The 17,497-nt window shown below is 42.3% G+C and carries 21 protein-coding genes; 12 read left to right on the forward strand and 9 right to left on the reverse strand.

Annotation, left to right across the window (positions count from 1 at the left end):
• The first annotated feature begins 83 nt into the window (after positions 1-83).
• From ZOBGAL_RS02405 to ZOBGAL_RS02425, 5 genes are all read left to right on the forward strand, one after another.
• Positions 84-656, forward strand: a complete 573-nt coding sequence (locus ZOBGAL_RS02405; RefSeq protein WP_013991902.1) for a dihydrolipoamide dehydrogenase — start codon at positions 84-86, stop codon at positions 654-656.
• A 171-nt stretch (positions 657-827) separates the two neighbouring features.
• Entirely contained in the window at positions 828-1,331 is a 504-nt protein-coding gene (gene msrB, locus ZOBGAL_RS02410; protein ID WP_013991904.1) for a peptide-methionine (R)-S-oxide reductase MsrB, read from the forward strand.
• A 55-nt stretch (positions 1,332-1,386) separates the two neighbouring features.
• Complete coding sequence (locus ZOBGAL_RS02415; protein WP_013991905.1) at positions 1,387-1,914, forward strand: DUF1572 family protein; 528 nt, start codon at positions 1,387-1,389, stop codon at positions 1,912-1,914.
• Between the two features lie 164 nt (positions 1,915-2,078).
• Complete coding sequence (lpdA, locus tag ZOBGAL_RS02420; RefSeq protein ID WP_013991906.1) at positions 2,079-3,470, forward strand: dihydrolipoyl dehydrogenase; 1,392 nt, start codon at positions 2,079-2,081, stop codon at positions 3,468-3,470.
• Between the two features lie 103 nt (positions 3,471-3,573).
• Complete coding sequence (locus ZOBGAL_RS02425; RefSeq protein WP_013991907.1) at positions 3,574-3,864, forward strand: DUF3817 domain-containing protein; 291 nt, start codon at positions 3,574-3,576, stop codon at positions 3,862-3,864.
• Between the two features lie 17 nt (positions 3,865-3,881).
• On the opposite strand, the gene ZOBGAL_RS02430 is transcribed toward ZOBGAL_RS02425, so the two are convergent.
• The 3 genes from ZOBGAL_RS02430 to ZOBGAL_RS02440 all read right to left on the reverse strand — a co-directional run bounded on the left by ZOBGAL_RS02430 (position 3,882) and on the right by ZOBGAL_RS02440 (position 5,677).
• On the reverse strand, positions 3,882-4,400 hold the full coding sequence (locus ZOBGAL_RS02430) for an outer membrane beta-barrel protein (RefSeq protein WP_013991908.1): 519 nt from the start codon (positions 4,398-4,400) through the stop codon (positions 3,882-3,884).
• 179 nt (positions 4,401-4,579) lie between these two features.
• Positions 4,580-4,996 (reverse strand): type II 3-dehydroquinate dehydratase, encoded by a 417-nt coding sequence (aroQ, locus tag ZOBGAL_RS02435; RefSeq protein ID WP_013991909.1) that lies wholly within the window; start codon positions 4,994-4,996, stop codon positions 4,580-4,582.
• Between the two features lie 93 nt (positions 4,997-5,089).
• Positions 5,090-5,677, reverse strand: coding sequence for a porin family protein (locus ZOBGAL_RS02440; protein WP_158499711.1), 588 nt, complete (start codon positions 5,675-5,677; stop codon positions 5,090-5,092).
• 244 nt (positions 5,678-5,921) lie between these two features.
• Here ZOBGAL_RS02440 and xerD point away from each other — a divergent pair, with 244 nt between their 5' ends.
• Complete coding sequence (gene xerD / locus ZOBGAL_RS02445) at positions 5,922-6,818, forward strand: site-specific tyrosine recombinase XerD (protein WP_013991911.1); 897 nt, start codon at positions 5,922-5,924, stop codon at positions 6,816-6,818.
• A gap of 6 nt (positions 6,819-6,824) precedes the next feature.
• On the opposite strand, the gene ZOBGAL_RS02450 is transcribed toward xerD, so the two are convergent.
• Positions 6,825-7,331 (reverse strand): hypothetical protein, encoded by a 507-nt coding sequence (locus ZOBGAL_RS02450; protein WP_013991912.1) that lies wholly within the window; start codon positions 7,329-7,331, stop codon positions 6,825-6,827.
• Between the two features lie 222 nt (positions 7,332-7,553).
• On the opposite strand from ZOBGAL_RS02450, the gene ZOBGAL_RS02455 reads away from it, so the two are divergent.
• A complete protein-coding gene (locus ZOBGAL_RS02455) occupies positions 7,554-9,248 on the forward strand; it encodes a glycoside hydrolase family 13 protein (RefSeq protein ID WP_013991913.1) in 1,695 nt (564 codons plus the stop codon).
• On the opposite strand, the gene ZOBGAL_RS02460 is transcribed toward ZOBGAL_RS02455, so the two are convergent.
• On the reverse strand, positions 9,233-10,558 hold the full coding sequence (locus ZOBGAL_RS02460) for an NAD(P)/FAD-dependent oxidoreductase (RefSeq protein WP_013991914.1): 1,326 nt from the start codon (positions 10,556-10,558) through the stop codon (positions 9,233-9,235). The genes ZOBGAL_RS02455 and ZOBGAL_RS02460 overlap by 16 nt on opposite strands.
• 326 nt (positions 10,559-10,884) lie before the next feature.
• Here ZOBGAL_RS02460 and ZOBGAL_RS02465 point away from each other — a divergent pair, with 326 nt between their 5' ends.
• Together ZOBGAL_RS02465 and ZOBGAL_RS02470 are read left to right on the forward strand one after the other, a co-directional pair.
• On the forward strand, positions 10,885-11,379 hold the full coding sequence (locus ZOBGAL_RS02465; RefSeq protein WP_013991915.1) for an RNA polymerase sigma factor: 495 nt from the start codon (positions 10,885-10,887) through the stop codon (positions 11,377-11,379).
• 4 nt (positions 11,380-11,383) lie between these two features.
• The gene (locus tag ZOBGAL_RS02470; protein WP_013991916.1) at positions 11,384-12,034 is read left to right on the forward strand and encodes a hypothetical protein; all 651 of its coding nucleotides are present in this window, start codon (positions 11,384-11,386) and stop codon (positions 12,032-12,034) included.
• On the opposite strand, the gene ZOBGAL_RS02475 is transcribed toward ZOBGAL_RS02470, so the two are convergent.
• Together ZOBGAL_RS02475 and ZOBGAL_RS02480 are read right to left on the reverse strand one after the other, a co-directional pair.
• The gene (locus ZOBGAL_RS02475) at positions 12,031-12,846 is read right to left on the reverse strand and encodes a lysophospholipid acyltransferase family protein (protein WP_013991917.1); all 816 of its coding nucleotides are present in this window, start codon (positions 12,844-12,846) and stop codon (positions 12,031-12,033) included. The two genes, ZOBGAL_RS02470 and ZOBGAL_RS02475, sit on opposite strands and share 4 nt — an antisense overlap.
• 25 nt (positions 12,847-12,871) lie before the next feature.
• On the reverse strand, positions 12,872-13,516 hold the full coding sequence (locus tag ZOBGAL_RS02480; RefSeq protein WP_013991918.1) for an NUDIX hydrolase: 645 nt from the start codon (positions 13,514-13,516) through the stop codon (positions 12,872-12,874).
• Here ZOBGAL_RS02480 and ZOBGAL_RS02485 point away from each other — a divergent pair.
• Complete coding sequence (locus ZOBGAL_RS02485; RefSeq protein ID WP_013991919.1) at positions 13,515-14,228, forward strand: peptidylprolyl isomerase; 714 nt, start codon at positions 13,515-13,517, stop codon at positions 14,226-14,228. The genes ZOBGAL_RS02480 and ZOBGAL_RS02485 overlap by 2 nt on opposite strands.
• 13 nt (positions 14,229-14,241) lie before the next feature.
• Here ZOBGAL_RS02485 and ZOBGAL_RS02490 read toward each other — a convergent pair whose 3' ends face one another.
• Positions 14,242-14,859, reverse strand: a complete 618-nt coding sequence (locus tag ZOBGAL_RS02490) for a trimeric intracellular cation channel family protein (RefSeq protein WP_013991920.1) — start codon at positions 14,857-14,859, stop codon at positions 14,242-14,244.
• A gap of 60 nt (positions 14,860-14,919) precedes the next feature.
• On the reverse strand, positions 14,920-15,636 hold the full coding sequence (locus tag ZOBGAL_RS02495; protein WP_013991921.1) for an RDD family protein: 717 nt from the start codon (positions 15,634-15,636) through the stop codon (positions 14,920-14,922).
• Positions 15,637-15,668: 32 nt separating this feature from the next.
• On the opposite strand from ZOBGAL_RS02495, the gene ZOBGAL_RS02500 reads away from it, so the two are divergent.
• Entirely contained in the window at positions 15,669-16,628 is a 960-nt protein-coding gene (locus tag ZOBGAL_RS02500; protein WP_013991922.1) for a stage II sporulation protein M, read from the forward strand.
• A complete protein-coding gene (locus ZOBGAL_RS02505; RefSeq protein ID WP_013991923.1) occupies positions 16,625-17,497 on the forward strand; it encodes a hypothetical protein in 873 nt (290 codons plus the stop codon). Before ZOBGAL_RS02500 ends, ZOBGAL_RS02505 begins: the two co-directional genes overlap by 4 nt.

Consider the following 17,497-nt stretch of genomic DNA (forward strand, 5'->3'; position numbering starts at 1 on the left):
CGAATAATATAAAAAGTGGAACACTTTTTGAAAACATCTTTTACATTCTGCCAATATGGCTCATATTATTAAATTACGGAATTATGAAAAAAACACTTCTTTTACTCGGCACATTTGTTACCCTATTCTTTATTTCATGTGAAGGCCCAACAGGTCCTCGGGGATATGACGGACTTGATGGCCGTGATGGGGCTGACGGTTTAGATGGCCGTGAAGCCCAAGTTTTTGAAGTAGAGGATGTAGATTTTAACTATATCGCCGAAAACAATTTATACGAAACCATTCTCGTCTTTGAAGATTTCACCAGTTTCGAAGTCTTACCAAACGACGCCGTGCTCGTATACCAATACGATAGAACGGTTGAATTTGAAGACGGCAATTTAAATGATGTTTGGAATTTAATCCCACAGACCTTCTTTTATGAAGAGGGCAGTATTCAATTTGTACCGGGGCACACCACAAAAGACGTAGAGATCCTTATCACAGGAAACTTCGACCTTTCCGACCTGAGCACCGATATTACCCAAGGACAGATTTTTAGGTTCGTGATCGTTCCCGGACAAGCGGCCGCCAAAATGGATAAAAGCAGTATCACCGCCGTAATGGGCAGCCTTGGCCTTACCGAAGAGGATGTTAAAAAAATGTCCTTGAAGTAAAGCGCTTCCCCCATTTCAGAAAAAACAAGCCCCGTTCTAAAAAGTACGGGGTTTTTACTTTTTTGCAAGGAAACGAAAATCGACCCTAAAACTTAAGGCAAATACCATTAAATTTGAAAGGAAGAGCCGTATGGCCCGTCTAAGCCCTAACATCTTAATATCACGGATACCATGTATAAAAATATAATTTTCGGACTCTGCCTCGTATTTATCGGGTGCAAGGGCAACAGTCAAAAAAAAGAAACCGCCGGGCAGACCGCCCCAAAAAAAGAACAGCGTTTTAGCGTTGTAAAAACGGAAGCGGAATGGCAGAAGGAGTTGACCGAGGCCGAATTCTATGTTCTACGAAAGGCGGCAACCGAAAATCCCTTCAGCAGCGATTTGTTGGAGAACAAAGAAGAAGGCACCTATGTATGCGCGGCCTGCGGTACCGAGCTGTTCAAGAGTAGTACCAAGTTCAAATCAGGTACGGGTTGGCCCAGTTTTTACGAAGAAATAAAAGGAAACGTTGCCTATGACGTAGATTACAAAATCGGTTACAAACGAACCGAGGAACATTGCGCGACCTGCGGAGGCCATTTAGGACATGTTTTTGAGGATGGACCGGAACCAACGGGACTAAGACATTGCGTTAACGGCGTGGCCCTCGATTTTGTTCCCGCCAAAAAAGATTGACACCAAAGGTAGCATATAGATCATAGGATGCTATGGCACAAAGACAAATGACGATATGAGCTATCAAGAACACTTTTTAAACAGCGCCATTTCTGAATTTCGGAAATATAAGGGCATGGGCGACAAAACCTTTGCCCAGCTATCCAACGAAGACCTCTTATGGCAGCCTAGCGAACACTCCAACTGCATTTCACAGATCGTCAAACACATGGTGGGCAACATGCTCAGTAGGTGGACCAACTTTCTCACCGAGGACGGGGAAAAATCGTGGCGCAATCGCGAAAGCGAATTCGAAGCCCCCTACATGACCAAAAGCGAAATGTCGACCGCCTGGGAAGCGGGATGGCAATGCCTTTTTAACGCCTTGGACTCCGTGTCTCCGGAAAATTTCGACCATCCGATAAAAATAAGAAACGAAAGCCACAGCATCGTTGAAGCCATACATAGGCAACTGGCCCATTATAGTGGCCATGTAGGGCAAATTGTATTACTGGCAAAAATACGAAAGGGCGAAAACTGGGTTTCCCTTTCCATTCCCAAAGGCGGCTCGGAGCAGTTCAACAGAACCATGTTCAACAACTAAGCTGTTATGCACACCACAAAATGTTGGTTTTACACTATACCAAACTTGTCCTTTTTAGCACTAGACTTCAATTTTCGTATTAATCTTTCCGTTTGGTTTTGTACTTTTGCACCTGCTTAGCTAAGGCGGGCTTTTAAATTTAGAACAGCAAAAAAATAAAAAATATGAGCAATTTCGATGTTATTGTTTTGGGTAGCGGACCTGGAGGATATGTTACCGCCATTAGAGCCTCACAATTAGGTTTTAAAACGGCCATTATCGAGAAAGAAAGTTTAGGTGGTGTTTGTTTGAATTGGGGTTGTATACCTACCAAGGCATTATTGAAATCGGCTCAGGTTTTTAATTATCTAAAACACGCGGAAGATTACGGCCTTTCCGCTGAAAATGTAGATAAGGATTTTGATGCCGTAGTAAAGAGAAGCCGAGGCGTTGCCGAAGGTATGAGCAAAGGTGTTCAGTTCTTGATGAAGAAGAACAAAATCGAAGTCATCAAAGGCTATGGTACCTTAAAGGCCGGCAAAAAGGTTTCTGTTAAAGATGCCGATGGCAAAGAAACCGAATACAGTGCCGATCACATTATCATTGCTACGGGTGCCCGTAGCCGCGAATTACCTAGTTTACCCCAAGATGGTAAAAAAATTATTGGGTATCGCGAGGCTATGACCTTAAAAGAACAACCAAAATCTATGGTTGTTGTAGGTAGTGGTGCCATCGGTATTGAATTCGCCTATTTCTATAACGCCATGGGTACGGAGGTAACCGTAGTAGAATATCTACCCAACATTGTTCCTGTTGAAGACGAGGATATCTCAAAACAATTAGAACGCAGCTTAAAAAAATCCGGCATAAAAATAAAAACCTCTGCAGAGGTTACTTCTGTTGACACTTCCGGTGACGGCATAAAAGCAACCGTAAAAACGGCTAAAGGCGAAGAGGTTATAGAGGCCGATATCGTTCTTTCCGCCGTTGGTATCAAAACCAATATCGAAAACATAGGTCTTGAGAATGTTGGCATTTCTACCGACAGGGACAAAATATTAGTAAACAATTACTACCAGACCAACATACCAGGTTACTACGCTATTGGCGACGTAACCCCAGGTCAGGCCTTGGCTCACGTTGCCTCTGCCGAAGGTATTCTTTGTGTTGAAAAGATTGCCGACATGCATGTTGAGCCTTTAGATTACGGCAACATTCCCGGATGTACATATTGTTCTCCCGAGATTGCATCCGTAGGTCTTACCGAAAAACAAGCAAGGGAAAAAGGATTGGATATCAAAGTTGGTAAATTTCCTTTCTCGGCCAGTGGTAAAGCAAAAGCAGCTGGTACTCCTGATGGTTTCGTAAAAGTTATTTTTGACGCCAAATATGGTGAGTGGTTAGGATGCCACATGATTGGTGCCGGTGTAACCGATATGATCGCCGAAGCCGTTGTAGCCAGAAAACTTGAAACTACCGGCCATGAAATCTTAAAAGCGGTACACCCTCACCCAACAATGAGTGAAGCCGTTATGGAAGCTGTAGCTGCCGCCTACGACGAGGTGATACACCTGTAATAGACAGAATAAATTACCAATGGGCCTATAAGACCGTGTCGAACACGTCTCATAGGCCCATTATTACATCTTTAAACGAACTTATTTAAAAAATCCATTCCGTATGCTAAGTTTTTTTCGGGTTATAGCTATTTTAGAAGGTATCTCTTATTTGGCCCTATTCGCCGTTACCATGCCGTTAAAATATTTGGCAGATTTACCCATGCCCAACAAATATGTAGGGTATGCACACGGCGCATTGTTCATCGCCTATATCATTTTGGCGGTTGTTCTTTGGATGGAAAAAAAATGGAGCCTCAAAAAAGGAATCATCCTACTTGTAGCTTCCCTCCTTCCCTTTGCCACTTTCTATGTGGAAAAAAAGTACTTGAACGAAGACGCTACATTGGCATAAGATTCCCTTCCGCCGAATTACCTGAAATGTCTTGCAGATAAAAAGGTATAGACAAAGCCCATGGTAATGGTAGACCAGGTACTATCATTTATCGTGATACCTGTGTACGAAAAGTTGAGTTCCGATGTTGGCCCGACTTGGAAACCTATTTGTGGTCGGTAGTAAAATCCGCCATCGTTTCCTTTGTTCAAACCAAAGGCATTTCCAATATCCCCTCCAATAGAAAAAGTTTTTGCCGGCCACAATCTAATCGAAGCCGCAAGTGGTAAAAACTGAACGCTAGGGTAGTCAATAGTAACATTCTGCCCCGTAAACGTTTCGGCAAAGCCGTGAATGATACCGGCTTTTACCCCTAAGTCAAATACTTTGTTCGGAGCCCACATATAGCCTACATCGGCACCGATAACAACACTAACATAATCGTTGTACTCTCCAAGCGGCATACCAGCTTGTGCCCCGATTTTAAAGCCTTCTTGGGCAAATAGTGAAATACAGGAAAAAGTCAGGGTCAGGAATAAACAAAAAGATTTGATCATGGCAATTTAAGATTTGGTTTGTTTGGATCGCTTTATAAGCTAGAGGCTAAACGAAGGTTTTTATCCTTTTGTTGCAACAACAAACCAAAAATCGATGTGCGACAAACGATGAAACGCTTTCAAATAAGTTTCCCTTAAACCAAAAAACTGCCTAAAACAGGTCTGAACAAGCCATTAGGCTATTTTAAAAAACTCTGAATGGCCAAATCATAGCTCTGAAGACCAAAGCCAAGAATCACCCCTTTTGCAACGGGCGAGATGTAAGATACGTGCCTAAATTCTTCGCGCTTATGGGTATTGGAAATATGGACCTCCACCACAGGTGTCGTAACCGCCTTTATAGCATCGCCAATACCTACGGAAGTGTGCGTATAGGCTGCGGCATTCAAGACAATACCGTCATAAGAAAAACCTACTTCCTGTATTTTCCCAATAAGTTCACCTTCTATATTCGATTGAAAATATTCGAGCTGAACGTCTTTGAACTTAAACTGTAAATCAGCAAAATAATCTTCAAAAGTTTTGTTACCGTATACCTCTGGTTCGCGCTTGCCCAACAGATTCAGGTTAGGGCCGTTGATAATGATTAATTTCATATTCCAAAAATAAACTTTTTAATGTGATTTTTAATCCAGACAATGAAAAACGGCCGCTTTAGGCGGCCGTTATATTTATATGGGTCTTGTCAATTACAGGAAGTATACGGCCCCTATCGACACTCCGGCATTATAGGCTTTGGTAATTTCCAATACTTTGGAAAGCCCTAGACCTATTCTAAGCTGAAAATAGAAATTTTCATCCATTCGGTAACCGCCCCCTATGTTCAAGCCTAATTCAAGAGACTCGGTATCTTGTGACTGAAGGTCCTCTTCCCAGTTATCCGCCAAGAGCAAACCTACTTGAGGCCCCAGCTCTACCGCTATTTCATCGGTAATATGGTATTTTCCCATAACCGGTATTTGCAAATAGACCAAATTGGCATTGGAAGGCCCTAAATCGGCACCTTGTAAAGAAAATAACAACTCTGGCTGCACATAAAAATCATCCATAACAGGTATTTCTACCACACCTCCGACATAAGCCCCCACCCTGGCCGAAATGCCATCGAACTCACTACCACGCCATGTGGTGAAATTGATTCCGGTTTTTCCCCCGAAGGAAATATCTCCTGTATTCATTCCTCCCGACGGGCCGGTACCCTGAATTACGGTTTGTGCAACGCTACTTTGTACTCCAAAAAAAACTAACGCCAGAATAGCGCAAAACTTAATTTTCATGATTACAATGGTTTTTGTGAACGCTATTTTCATTAGTCGTCACCCCTTATTTTTACAAAAAAAAAACAGACTTTAAGACCAAGGCAACAACAACGAAAACTAGCATTGGTTCGTTATTATATCGTAACCAAAGATAGAAAACTTTATATACTGTCAGTTATTTAGCTCATTTTTTGATTTTAATTTTTACATCCCCTTATAAAAAACGGATTGCCGTAAACCCTGCAATGGTTAACTTTACCCTATGAATTGGCATGAAGCGCTTCAAGACTACCAACATTACCTAAAAATAGAACGGGGCCTATCGAAAAACTCGATTACCAACTACACTTTGGACATTACCAAGCTCATGGGTTTTCTAGATGCGAGTTCCTTAAGCGATAGCCCTGTAAAAATCAAAAAGGAAGTTTTACAGCAGTTCGTCTATCAGGTGGCGAAGACCATGAACCCAAGGTCACAGGCACGTATTATATCAGGACTCAAAAGTTTTTTCAACTATTTGGTTTTTGAAGACTATAGGGACGACAATCCGATGGACCTGATCGAATCACCCAAGATAGGCCGCAAACTACCGGATACCCTATCGGAAGATGAGATCAACGCCCTAATCGAAGCAATAGACCTTTCAAAACCCGAAGGCGAGCGGAATCGTGCCATGCTCGAAACACTCTACGGGTGCGGACTCAGGGTATCGGAACTAATCAACCTTAAAATCTCGGACCTGTTTTTTGAGGAAGACTTCATAAAAGTGACGGGTAAAGGAGACAAACAGCGTTTTGTTCCGATTAGCCCCGTCAACAAAAAATACATTGCTATTTACAGAAAGGAGATACGGGTTCACCAAAACATTCAAAAGGGGTTTGAAGACATCCTTTTCCTAAACCGTAGGGGGCGACAGCTTACCCGTGCCATGGTCTTTACCATCATCAAACAACTGGCGGTAAAAATAGACCTAAAAAAAAGCATTAGCCCCCATACTTTCAGACATTCATTTGCCACTCACCTCTTACAAAACGGGGCCGATCTAAGGGCCATTCAACAGATGTTGGGGCACGAAAGTATTACCACTACCGAGGTGTACGTACATGTAGACCGCACACACCTGACCGATGTCATGAACAAATACCACCCGAGAAAGTAGAGGGCATTAAAATTTAATTTTGCTTTTTATCGACAACAAACTCGGCATTCCGTAAGTACCTATATTCGATTTATTGAAGTTCAAATCGTGATTAACTTCCATCATCACATTTTTATTGATGTCGTAGCCAACACCGTTCGTCATGATATAACGTGGCCTGGGTGCATTTGCACCATGCTTATCCAATTCCCGTTCCATTGCAGCCCCGTTTACGAAGTACAGCCTATCGCTAACATAATTTTTTAGTCTCACCGATACCTTTTGAACATCAAAGGTCCTATAGGTGTCATAGTAATTCTGTAGCTCAACCATGAATTTTTCGTCAAATTCATAGCCTATCAAAAACTCCGAGTGCATTTCATTATCCATAAAAACCGGATAAGAATATGCACTTGTATTGAAGTTCGAATTTTCCGTAAGGGGTTCAACACCCTGTAGTGTCTTTTCGGGAGTTTGACACTTTCCAATGGCTACAATAAAAAATATGAATGCAATTCTGATCAATGTAATCATAGCTTGGTTTTGTCATTATAAATATAAGCATACCCCGGGCCAAAAATGGCTGATTTTGACAATTTTAACCTTTGGGTGAAGCCCAAAAAAGCACCTCATTTTCACTTTAAACGCTGTTTTACAGGAAATTTATAAACCGAAAACGTTGTAGTTTAGCCCCATACGCCTACCCCCTCTTTTATTGAATCTACAAGTTCTATATTTAAAAAATAAATAAAGCACATGTACGAAAACACCGAACGAAAATGGTGGAAAGAAGGTATAGTCTATCAAATCTACCCAAGAAGTTTTCAAGATACCACCGGTAACGGTATTGGCGACCTACAGGGCATCATTAAAAGACTCGATTATATAAAAAGCCTAGGTGTCGATATCATTTGGCTGAATCCCGTTTACACTTCCCCCAACGACGATAACGGCTATGATATTTCAAACTATAGGGATATTATGGGCGAGTTCGGAACCATGGAAGACATGGACGAGCTTATGTCCGAAATGAAAAAAAGGGACCTACGCCTGGTCATGGACCTTGTTGTAAACCACAGTAGCGATGAACATCAATGGTTTGTTGAATCGCGAAAATCAAGAGACAACCCTTACCGCGACTACTATCATTGGTGGCCCGCCGAAAAAGGCACTCCCCCAAAACGTTTTAGTTATTTTGACATAGACAGCAATGCGTGGAAGTATGACGCACCTAGCGATTCATATTACCTACACTACTACTCGGCCAAACAACCCGACCTCAAATGGGAAAACCCCAAAGTAAGGGAAGAAGTCTACGACCTTATGAAATTTTGGTTCGACAAAGGCATAGACGGTTTCCGTATGGATGTGATTTCAACCATTTCAAAAGACACCGATTACCCCGAGCTTCCTGAAAAGTACAAGGGCGATTTTATTCCGTACTACGCCGAAGGCCCCCACTTGCACGAGTACCTGCAGGAAATGAATGAAAAAGTTTTGAGCAAGTATGATGTCATGACGGTTGGCGAGGCTCCCGGTGTTCGAAAAGAACAGGCCTTAGACTTTGTTGATGAAGACCGAAACGAACTCAATATGTTCTTTCATTTTGACCTTATGGGCCTTGACCGTGAACCCGGGGAGACCTTTAAGATGAGAAAAGAACCTTGGAAACTCACCGAATTTAAACGGATATTCACGGAATGGGACGAAGTCTTTGTCAAAAAAGGATGGGGAAGCCTTTACTTAAACAACCACGATTTCCCCCGCAGTGTCAGCCGTTGGGGAAGCGACTCTAAGGCGCATTGGAAACACTCGGCCACCCTATTACAAACCTTTCTGCTCTCAATGCGCGGAACCCCCTATTTTTTGTATGGAGAGGAAATAGGAATGACCAACATAAAATTTGACCGTATAACCGACTATCAAGACATTAACACCCTGACCCGCTACGAAAGCATAAAAAAGTCCGGCGGTGACCTGGAAGCTTTTATCAAAAACGAAAAAGATGCCGGAAGGGACAATGCCCGAACTCCCATGCAATGGAATACCGAGCCCCATTCGGGCTTTACCGTAAAAAAACCTTGGTTAAAGGTGAATGAAAATTACAAGGAAGGTATCAACGTTGCAACACAAGAATCGGATAAAGACTCGGTACTCAATTACTTCAGGAACATGGTTCAAGTGCGAAAAGACCATCTCGGACTAGTCTATGGCACCTACCGCTTATTGCTTAAAGACAACGAAAAGGTATATGCTTATGCCCGGGAATGGCAAGGGGAACAATTTTTAGTCCTCCTCAACTTTTCAACCGAACCCAGTTCGGTAAGCATAAATGAATTTTCATTTGAAAAGGCACGCCTCATCATTTCGAACAATCAGGCCGAAAACACCCAAATCGGAAACAATTTTGAACTAGCCCCTTATCAAGCTTCGATTTATAAGGTCTTTTGATTTTTGAACAAAGAATAATCACGCTGATAGGGACGTATAATCAATCGTGCCTCCCTATCAAAGCGTACATAATTGTAGACCCAGTTTACAAAAACCACTACCCTGTTTCTAAACCCGATAAGAAAAAAGAGGTGTATGAACATCCATATGAACCAGGCAAAAACCCCTTGAAACTTATAATGTTTTAGATCCACCACGGCCTTGTTTCGACCTACCGTGGCCATGCTACCCTTGTCTTTATACACAAAAGGCTCCATGGCTTCGTCATGAACCAAACGCAATAGGTTTTCACCCAGGTTACGCCCCTGTTGAATGGCAGGCTGCGCCATCATCGGGTGCCCTTGAGGGGTAGCGTCTGTCTGCATACAAGCTATATCGCCAATGGCAAAAATACGATCATGACCGATCACTTGATTAAACTCATTAACCTTTAAACGGTTGCCGCCCGCTAGAATTTCCTTGGCATCCAGCCCGGCGATAGGCACGCCTTTTACCCCGGCGGCCCACACCAAAGTGGCCGCTTCAAACTTCAGTTCCGTTTTTGTCAAAGCCGTTTTACCATCATAAGTGGTAACCCGTGTATTTTTCCAGATATTGACCCCAAGGCTTTCTAGAAAATCCTCTGCCTTTTTCGAAGCATTATCGCTCATTCCCTTCAATATCCGGTCCCCCGATTGCACGAGGTTGATCTGCGCCCTACGGGTATCTAGATCCGGATAATCTTTAGGAAGGATCCCTTTCTTGATTTCGGCCAAGGCACCGGCCAGCTCCACTCCCGTAGGTCCGCCCCCTACGATTACGAAGTTCATCAACGCATCGCGCTCATGCAAATCATCGGTCAATAGTGCTTGTTCAAAATTCTCGAGTATAAGACTCCTAAGGTTCAACGATTGCGGAATGGTCTTCATGGCCATACCGTTGAGCTCAATTTCGGTATTGCCAAAAAAATTAGTGGTAGAACCTGCGGCAATGACCAAATAATCATAGGACAACTGACCGATATTGGTAACGATAACCTTTGATTCGGGCCTCACTTGCTGTACTTCGGCCAAGCGAAAGTAAAAGTTGCTGTAGTCTTGTAAAATCTTCCGGATCGGATAAGCTATGGAGTCAGGCTCAAGCCCTCCCGTGGAAACCTGATACAGCAAGGGTTGAAACGTATGATAGTTGTTTTTGTCAAGAAGCACGACTTGCACTTCTTTTTTTTTGCTCAATTTCTTGGCCAAGGCCACTCCCCCGAAACCACCACCAACAATTACGATACGCGGTAGACTCAATTTAGGGATGTTAAGTGCATCTATATCTGACATATTCCAAAATATGGGCAAAATTAATCATTCAATACTTACCCCACGGGCAAACCACAGGTTTTATTCCTTTAGGACAAATTAAAACGTAAGAAATTTCATTTCACTATGTAGTGAAATAAAGTTTATTTAACTTTAACTAAAATTCAAAAATGTAACTTTTAAAAATAATCACATCCATCGGACAGTATCATATCACCTTAAAAATCAATGATCTTGATCCCATTTTCAAAAACAACATCTTCAATCACAGCTTAAAATAACCAAATTGACGCTGTAACAATTAATCCTTTAGTGCTACTAATAGTCTAACAACCTACCAACTTGGAGTGAACAAAGAACTGGAACATCAATTTGTTACGGAGCTTGAGAACAATCAAAACATTGTTCACAAGGTTTGCACATTGTATACCCATGATAGGGATTCGCATAAAGACCTGTTTCAAGAAATTACGATACAGCTCTGGAAAGCATACCCTAAATTCAGGGGCGAATCGAAATTCAGTACGTGGATGTACCGTGTAGCGTTGAATACGGCAATTACCCTGTACCGAAAGTCGAAAAGACGTGTTCAGACCCAAGATTATGAGTCCGTAATCTTTAAGATAAAAGCCGACGAATACGACAGTACGGAAGAAGAACAGTTAAAGCTCATGTACAAGGCGGTAAAGCAACTAGGCGATATAGACAAGGCCTTGGTCTTTCTATACCTAGAAGACAAAGACTATCGCGAAATAAGTGAAACCCTCGGTATCAGCGAGGTAAATGCACGAGTGAAGATGAATAGGATCAAGACAAAATTAAGAACGATATTGAATCCTTAAGGATATGATGGACGAACTGGAACTTTTAAAGAAAGACTGGCAAAAGAAGAACGACCAGCTTCCTAAGTTGACCTATAACGAAATACATAAAATGACATGGAAGAAATCCTCTTCCATTGTTAAATGGATACTGATTATCAGCATCCTAGAAATCATATTACCCAATTTACTGTACCTGATTCCTTCCTTTAGGAAAAGTATGAGCATTTACGATAACACCATTGTAGACCAATGCTTCGTCGCCATGACCGTCATCTACTACCTGGTAGTATTCTACTTCGTTTTCCTCTTTTACAAAAGATATAAGGAAATATCGGTTCTCGATAGTGCCAAGGGTCTGATGCGAAAAATTATCAAAACCCGAAGAACGGTAAAATATTACGTAATTTTCTCATTATCCACCATACTCATATTTATAGGCCTGGTAATCATAGGCATCTATCTCAACGATAGTTTTATGGATAACTTTTCGGAAATGGCCGCAAATACCAAAGACGTTTCCCCTGAAAAGTTAAAGACCACCCTAATGGTATCAATGGCGATTATAGGCGTAGTCATGATAGCGTTTTTCGGCGGGGTATACTTTTTGCTCTACGGACTACTCTTGCGCAAGCTCAAGCGCAACTACAAAGAACTAAAAAGACTTGAAATCTAAACTTTATGCCGATTACGGAACCTTCGGAGTTCGTTCTCTTCTTCGTAGGCCATGAGGTCTTCCTTGGAAATAACCTTTAAAAACGATGGGTGTTGTTCAATGGCATACTCCAATTTTTCGATGATGGAGTCGAAAGATTCGTTCTCGTAATCGATATCCAAGGGTTCCTTGATAACCATAGACTGTAGAATTCCCTTTTTCTTGATCCGGAGTCCCTTTTTATCGAAGGAACGTCTAAACCCGTCAATAACTACGGGAACGACAACGGGCCTATATTTTTTGATGATGTGTGCGGTACCTTTTCTCAGGGGTTTCCAAGGCGTGGTAGTACCTTGTGGGAAGGTAATAACCCAACCATCGTTCAAGGCTTTTCCTATATTGGAAATATCGCTCATTTTCACCTGCCTTTTTACATCCTTACCTTCTGAACGCCAAGTCCGCTCTACACTTACAGACCCTGCATAGGCAAAAATCTTGGTCAAAAGACTTTTCTTCATGGTTTCGGCAGCGGCCACATAGTACATGTTCAACTTGGGTTGCCAAATATAGCCCACGTTCTTGATGTTATTATCGCGGCCCTTGAGACTTGCATTGAATACGTGGAACATAGCCACTACATCGGCAAAATAGGTCTGGTGGTTACTTACAAAAAGAACGTTCTTGTCAGGTAACGACCGAATGATCTCAGAACCTTCGACATCAAGACTGTTAAAGCGCTTGTATCGCGAGTGGGTCATAAGTCCCAAAACACGAATAAGCCATTTTTTCAGAAATAAAATATGCCCGAACGGATTTTCTTTGAATATGCCCATAGATTGCAAAAATACGAATTTACCCCTATAAAACCTGTTGTAACAAGGTCTTGATTTCACTTAGCATCATTCCGGTAGCTCCCCAAACTGTATAACCATTTAATTTAAAGGCAGGTACGGGCACATCGGTCGCATAGGAAGTAGTAAGGTTTTCGGTAAAAACATTGGCGTCGTCCATAAAATCGGCCAAACGGACCTCTACCAATTCCTCTACCTCGGTATCTTGCTTGGTAAAAGGCTCGGGACGCATGTAGAGCCCCATATAGGGTCGAACCTCAAAATTACTGGGCGGAATGTAAATTTCGGTAAGCGATTTTACAATTTCAATATGATTCGGGTTTACGCCTACTTCCTCATAGGTTTCCCGCAATGCCGTAGCCCTCATATCCCTATCATTTTCCTCTACCTGTCCGCCAGGAAAACCGATTTGGTTGGAGTGCACATCCTTTGGATGGCTCTTTCTCAAAATAAGCAAAAAGCGGGTCAAGTTGACCTCATCAGGATAGAAAAGCGCCATAACGGCAGCTTTTTTGGTGTTTGCCGACTTTTTACGGGCGGCCTGCAAGTCTTCCAGCCTAAATTGAGGGGCCATTTTTAAATGCGAAGCTTCACCGGGTAAGGGTAGATTCTTTATTTTTGGTATTCGTATGGAGAAATCATCAAAATTCATGACAATCAAAAGTTCTTTTACAGTAACAATATTACTACTTATTTTTCTGGCCTCATGTAGGGAAAATCCTAAAGAAAAGGTAAAAACGCCCCCGACCCGGACAGCAAGCAAAAAAGATTCGGTAACCGTAGACACTTCCGAAACGAAAAAAGAAGAGGAATTTGTGCTCACCGAAGACAATGCCATCGATTTTTTCTTCAATTACCAAAAAGACCTAAAAGCCGACAAAGTAAAAATAACTACCCGTTTCGGCAGCTTTACGGTGCAGCTTTACGATAATGTTCCCTACCACAAGGCCAATTTTATATACCTCGCACGCAAAGGGTATTTCGACAACACCCAATTTCATCGGGTGGTGAAGAATTTCATTATTCAAGGCGGCAACTCAGACGATAGGTTAACAGGGCAAAAAAGAGGTAAGATCGGACGGTATCTTTTACCTCCAGACACACGAAAAGGCCACCGCCACCACAGGGGAACTATTTCAATGCCGAGTAGTGAAATAGACAACCCACATATGTTGGCATCGCCCTACGAATTCTTTATCGTGGTCACCGACCCGGGCTCATACCATCTAGACGGCGACTTTACACCCTTTGGAAAAGTCATACAGGGCATGGACGTGGTGGATGCCATTAACCAAGTAGAAACCGGTGATGGCGATTGGCCCTCACAGAACATTTACATTCAAAAAGCAGAGGTCATAGAATAGTCCGTTCAGCAACTTAACTTTCGATTTTCCTGTAAATATTGGGCAGTGCTATACCGAATTTAACCGCCAATAATCGGGTAACAATGATAATCAGGATGGCCGCAACATAGGCATAGGCACCGTCAAAGGGCAACAGTACCAAAACAAAATAACTGATTCCCCCCAAAATACAGGCGGTAGCATATATTTCCTTCCTTCTGAAAATGACCGGAATTTCATTGCAAAGCATATCGCGAATAACACCCCCAAAACACGCGGTAATGGTACCCAAAGCTATACACATTACGGGCAAGAGATCTATTGCCAAGCCTTTTTCTATACCCAACATCGTAAAAAGGCCTATGCCTATTGTATCGAATAAGAACAGGGTTTTTCTTAAGTATTTCAATTGGCGAACAAAAATAACCGAAAAGATGACCGCCCCGGTAATTACGGTAATGTAGATAGGCTCACGCATCCAAAGTACGGGCGTATTGCCAATGAGCACATCACGAAGGGTACCACCACCCACCGCGGTAACGAAGGCTACGATAAAAATTCCGAACAAGTCGAGTTTTTTGTCCATGGCCACCAAGACCCCGGAAATAGCAAAAGCTATGGTGCCCAAAATATCAATTAGAAAATAAAACATGCATTACAGGGTATTTCTGAGTCAATTCCGTTCACCCCCAGACAAAAGCTATTACCATTTCTAGAGTTGCTGAGTGTAGTAGCTGTAATCCTTGACCACTACATCTACAAAATCAATAGGTTTCATATCGGTCGTAATTTGTGCCACCTTTTTAATTTGATCGCTCAAAGATACGATTACATTATGATTTCCCTTCCGTTTTGCCGATTCGTAAAGCTCTTTAATCGTTTGCATCTCGCTATCTTTAAATACCGTCACTTGGGGAAATTGTGGGGTATAATCCTCAGGCAGGTCACGTAGCAGGGTATCGCTTAACGAAATTCGTTTTTTTTCACTGATTACGGTGGTACCGGCGGCTATATCCCCAACACGCTGACCATTGCCCCGAAACAGAATGGTAAGAACGGCAACACCGCCCGAGCTGAGCACCACATCAATAATCCTTAAGATCCACCGAACGAAATAACTGGAAAAACCGGGCTTTGAACCATCTAACTTTACCACTCGGATCTTCATAAGGGCCTTTCCTACGGTGCGCCCATCGGTAAAAGTTTCAAGGAGCACATAATACAAAAATGCGGGCAGGCTCAAAAGTAGATATAGGGCCCACATATCATTGAAATCCAAATCCATGGCAAGCAACATTACAACAGCAAGTACGGTATAAGCGATGATAACAAAACTATCAACGAGGTAGGCCAACATACGTTCCCCGAGGTGTGCGGTATTCTGGTTTATGGTTATATTTTGGGCCGTTTCTATTTGAAATTGTTCCATAGTTTCGTTTCTTTGGTATAAACCAAACGTTAATGCGCGAGGCCGCCTTTGTAAAACAAAATAAAGACAAATGGGCTACTTTTGAAAGTACCCTGACCAACAAAACGAAGTTGACGCCCGATAAATTGTCCGATCTTTATATAGAGATCACCGACCACCTCAGCTACGCCAAAACTTTTTATCCGGGAAGCAACACAGAGCTCTATTTAAACAATCTGGCCTCCCAGGCCCATCAAAAGATTTACAAGACCAAACGCGAACCCAAAAATCGAATACTCGAATTCTGGAAAACGGAATTTCCGAAAATGTTCTTCTACCACCAAAGGGAGTTACGCATTTCTTTTTTGGTCTTTCTGTTCTTTAGTATGGTCGGAGCCTTTTCTGCGGCCAACGAAGGTACTTTTGTAAGATCGATATTAGGCGATGCCTATGTAAACATGACGCTCGAAAATATTGAAAAGGGCGACCCTATGGCGGTCTACAAGCAAATGGGCGAATTCAACATGTTCTTGGGCATCACCATCAACAATATACGCGTGGCCCTTATGGCCTTTGCCTACGGTATTATGCTAGGAATAGGCACTTTGTATATTATGATGCATAATGGTATTATGCTAGGCAGCTTTCAGTACTTTTTTTACGAAAAAGGATTGTTATGGGAATCGGTACGTACCATTTGGATACACGGCACCATAGAAATATCGGTCATCATCATTGCCGGTTGCGCCGGACTTGTATTGGCCAATGGCATTCTTTTTCCGGGGACCTACACGCGAATTGAATCGTTTAAAATAGGGGTTCGCAACGGACTGAAAATTATGGTGAGTACAATCCCCTTCTTTATCATAGCGGGCTTTCTCGAAGGTTTTGTCACCCGACATACCGAAATGCCCGACTTTCTTGCCATTTGCATTATTTTGGCCTCTTTGGCACTAATTTTATTTTACTACGTTATATACCCTATACGACTGCATAAAAGACCAAATCCATGAAACAATACATAGAGTTCAAAAAACAACGGGAGATGGGCCAAATCTTATCCGACACCTTTGCTTTTTTGAGAAACGATTTCAAATCATTTTTCACTACTTTCTTCAAACTGGTCGGCCCCTATCTTGTGGCCATGATCATTTGCTACGGATTTTACCTGTACCAAACAGGGGATTTTATTCAGAGAAATGACGCCCTCTCCTCTTCAATGGGTGTTCCCTTTCTTTTCTTCACCGTTACGCTCGCCTTTCTCATTGCCCTGATCACTTCGTACATAATGGCACAGGCCACCACCATTTTCTATATTAAGTCGTACATTAAGAACGAGGGCAATATCGATTTTGATGAAATAAAGCAAAACGTTTACGACTCGTTTTGGAAGTTTATCGGACTAGGTTTTTTAGTAGCTATCTGTGCAGGATTCGGTTTTCTTTTCTGCCTTATACCCGGTATCTATGTGTACGTGCCCCTATCTTTATCATTTTGTCTACTCGCCTTTGAAAACAAAGGAGTTTCAGACGCTTTTAGCGACAGTTTCAAACTGGTCAAGGATTACTGGTGGATCACCTTTGCCTCGCTCTTCGTGGTGGGCATTATCGTTATGGTTACCGGCTATGCCTTTGCCTTGCCCGGTACAATTTACAACTATGCCAAAATGGGAATATTATCAGGTGAAATAGACGTCGAAAATTTTGGGGTCGCCGACCCGATATCCATCGCTTTGGGCAGTATGAGTATATTTGCCCAATTTCTTTTGAATATCATATCCGTTGTGGCAGGCGTTTTGATCTATTTTGACCTGAACGAAAAAAAGAACTTTACCGGCACCTATGAACGTATAAAAAATCTCGGCCGAACCTTCGAAGAATAA

It is taken from the genome of Zobellia galactanivorans (assembly GCF_000973105.1).
In the GTDB taxonomy this organism is placed as follows: domain Bacteria; phylum Bacteroidota; class Bacteroidia; order Flavobacteriales; family Flavobacteriaceae; genus Zobellia; species Zobellia galactanivorans.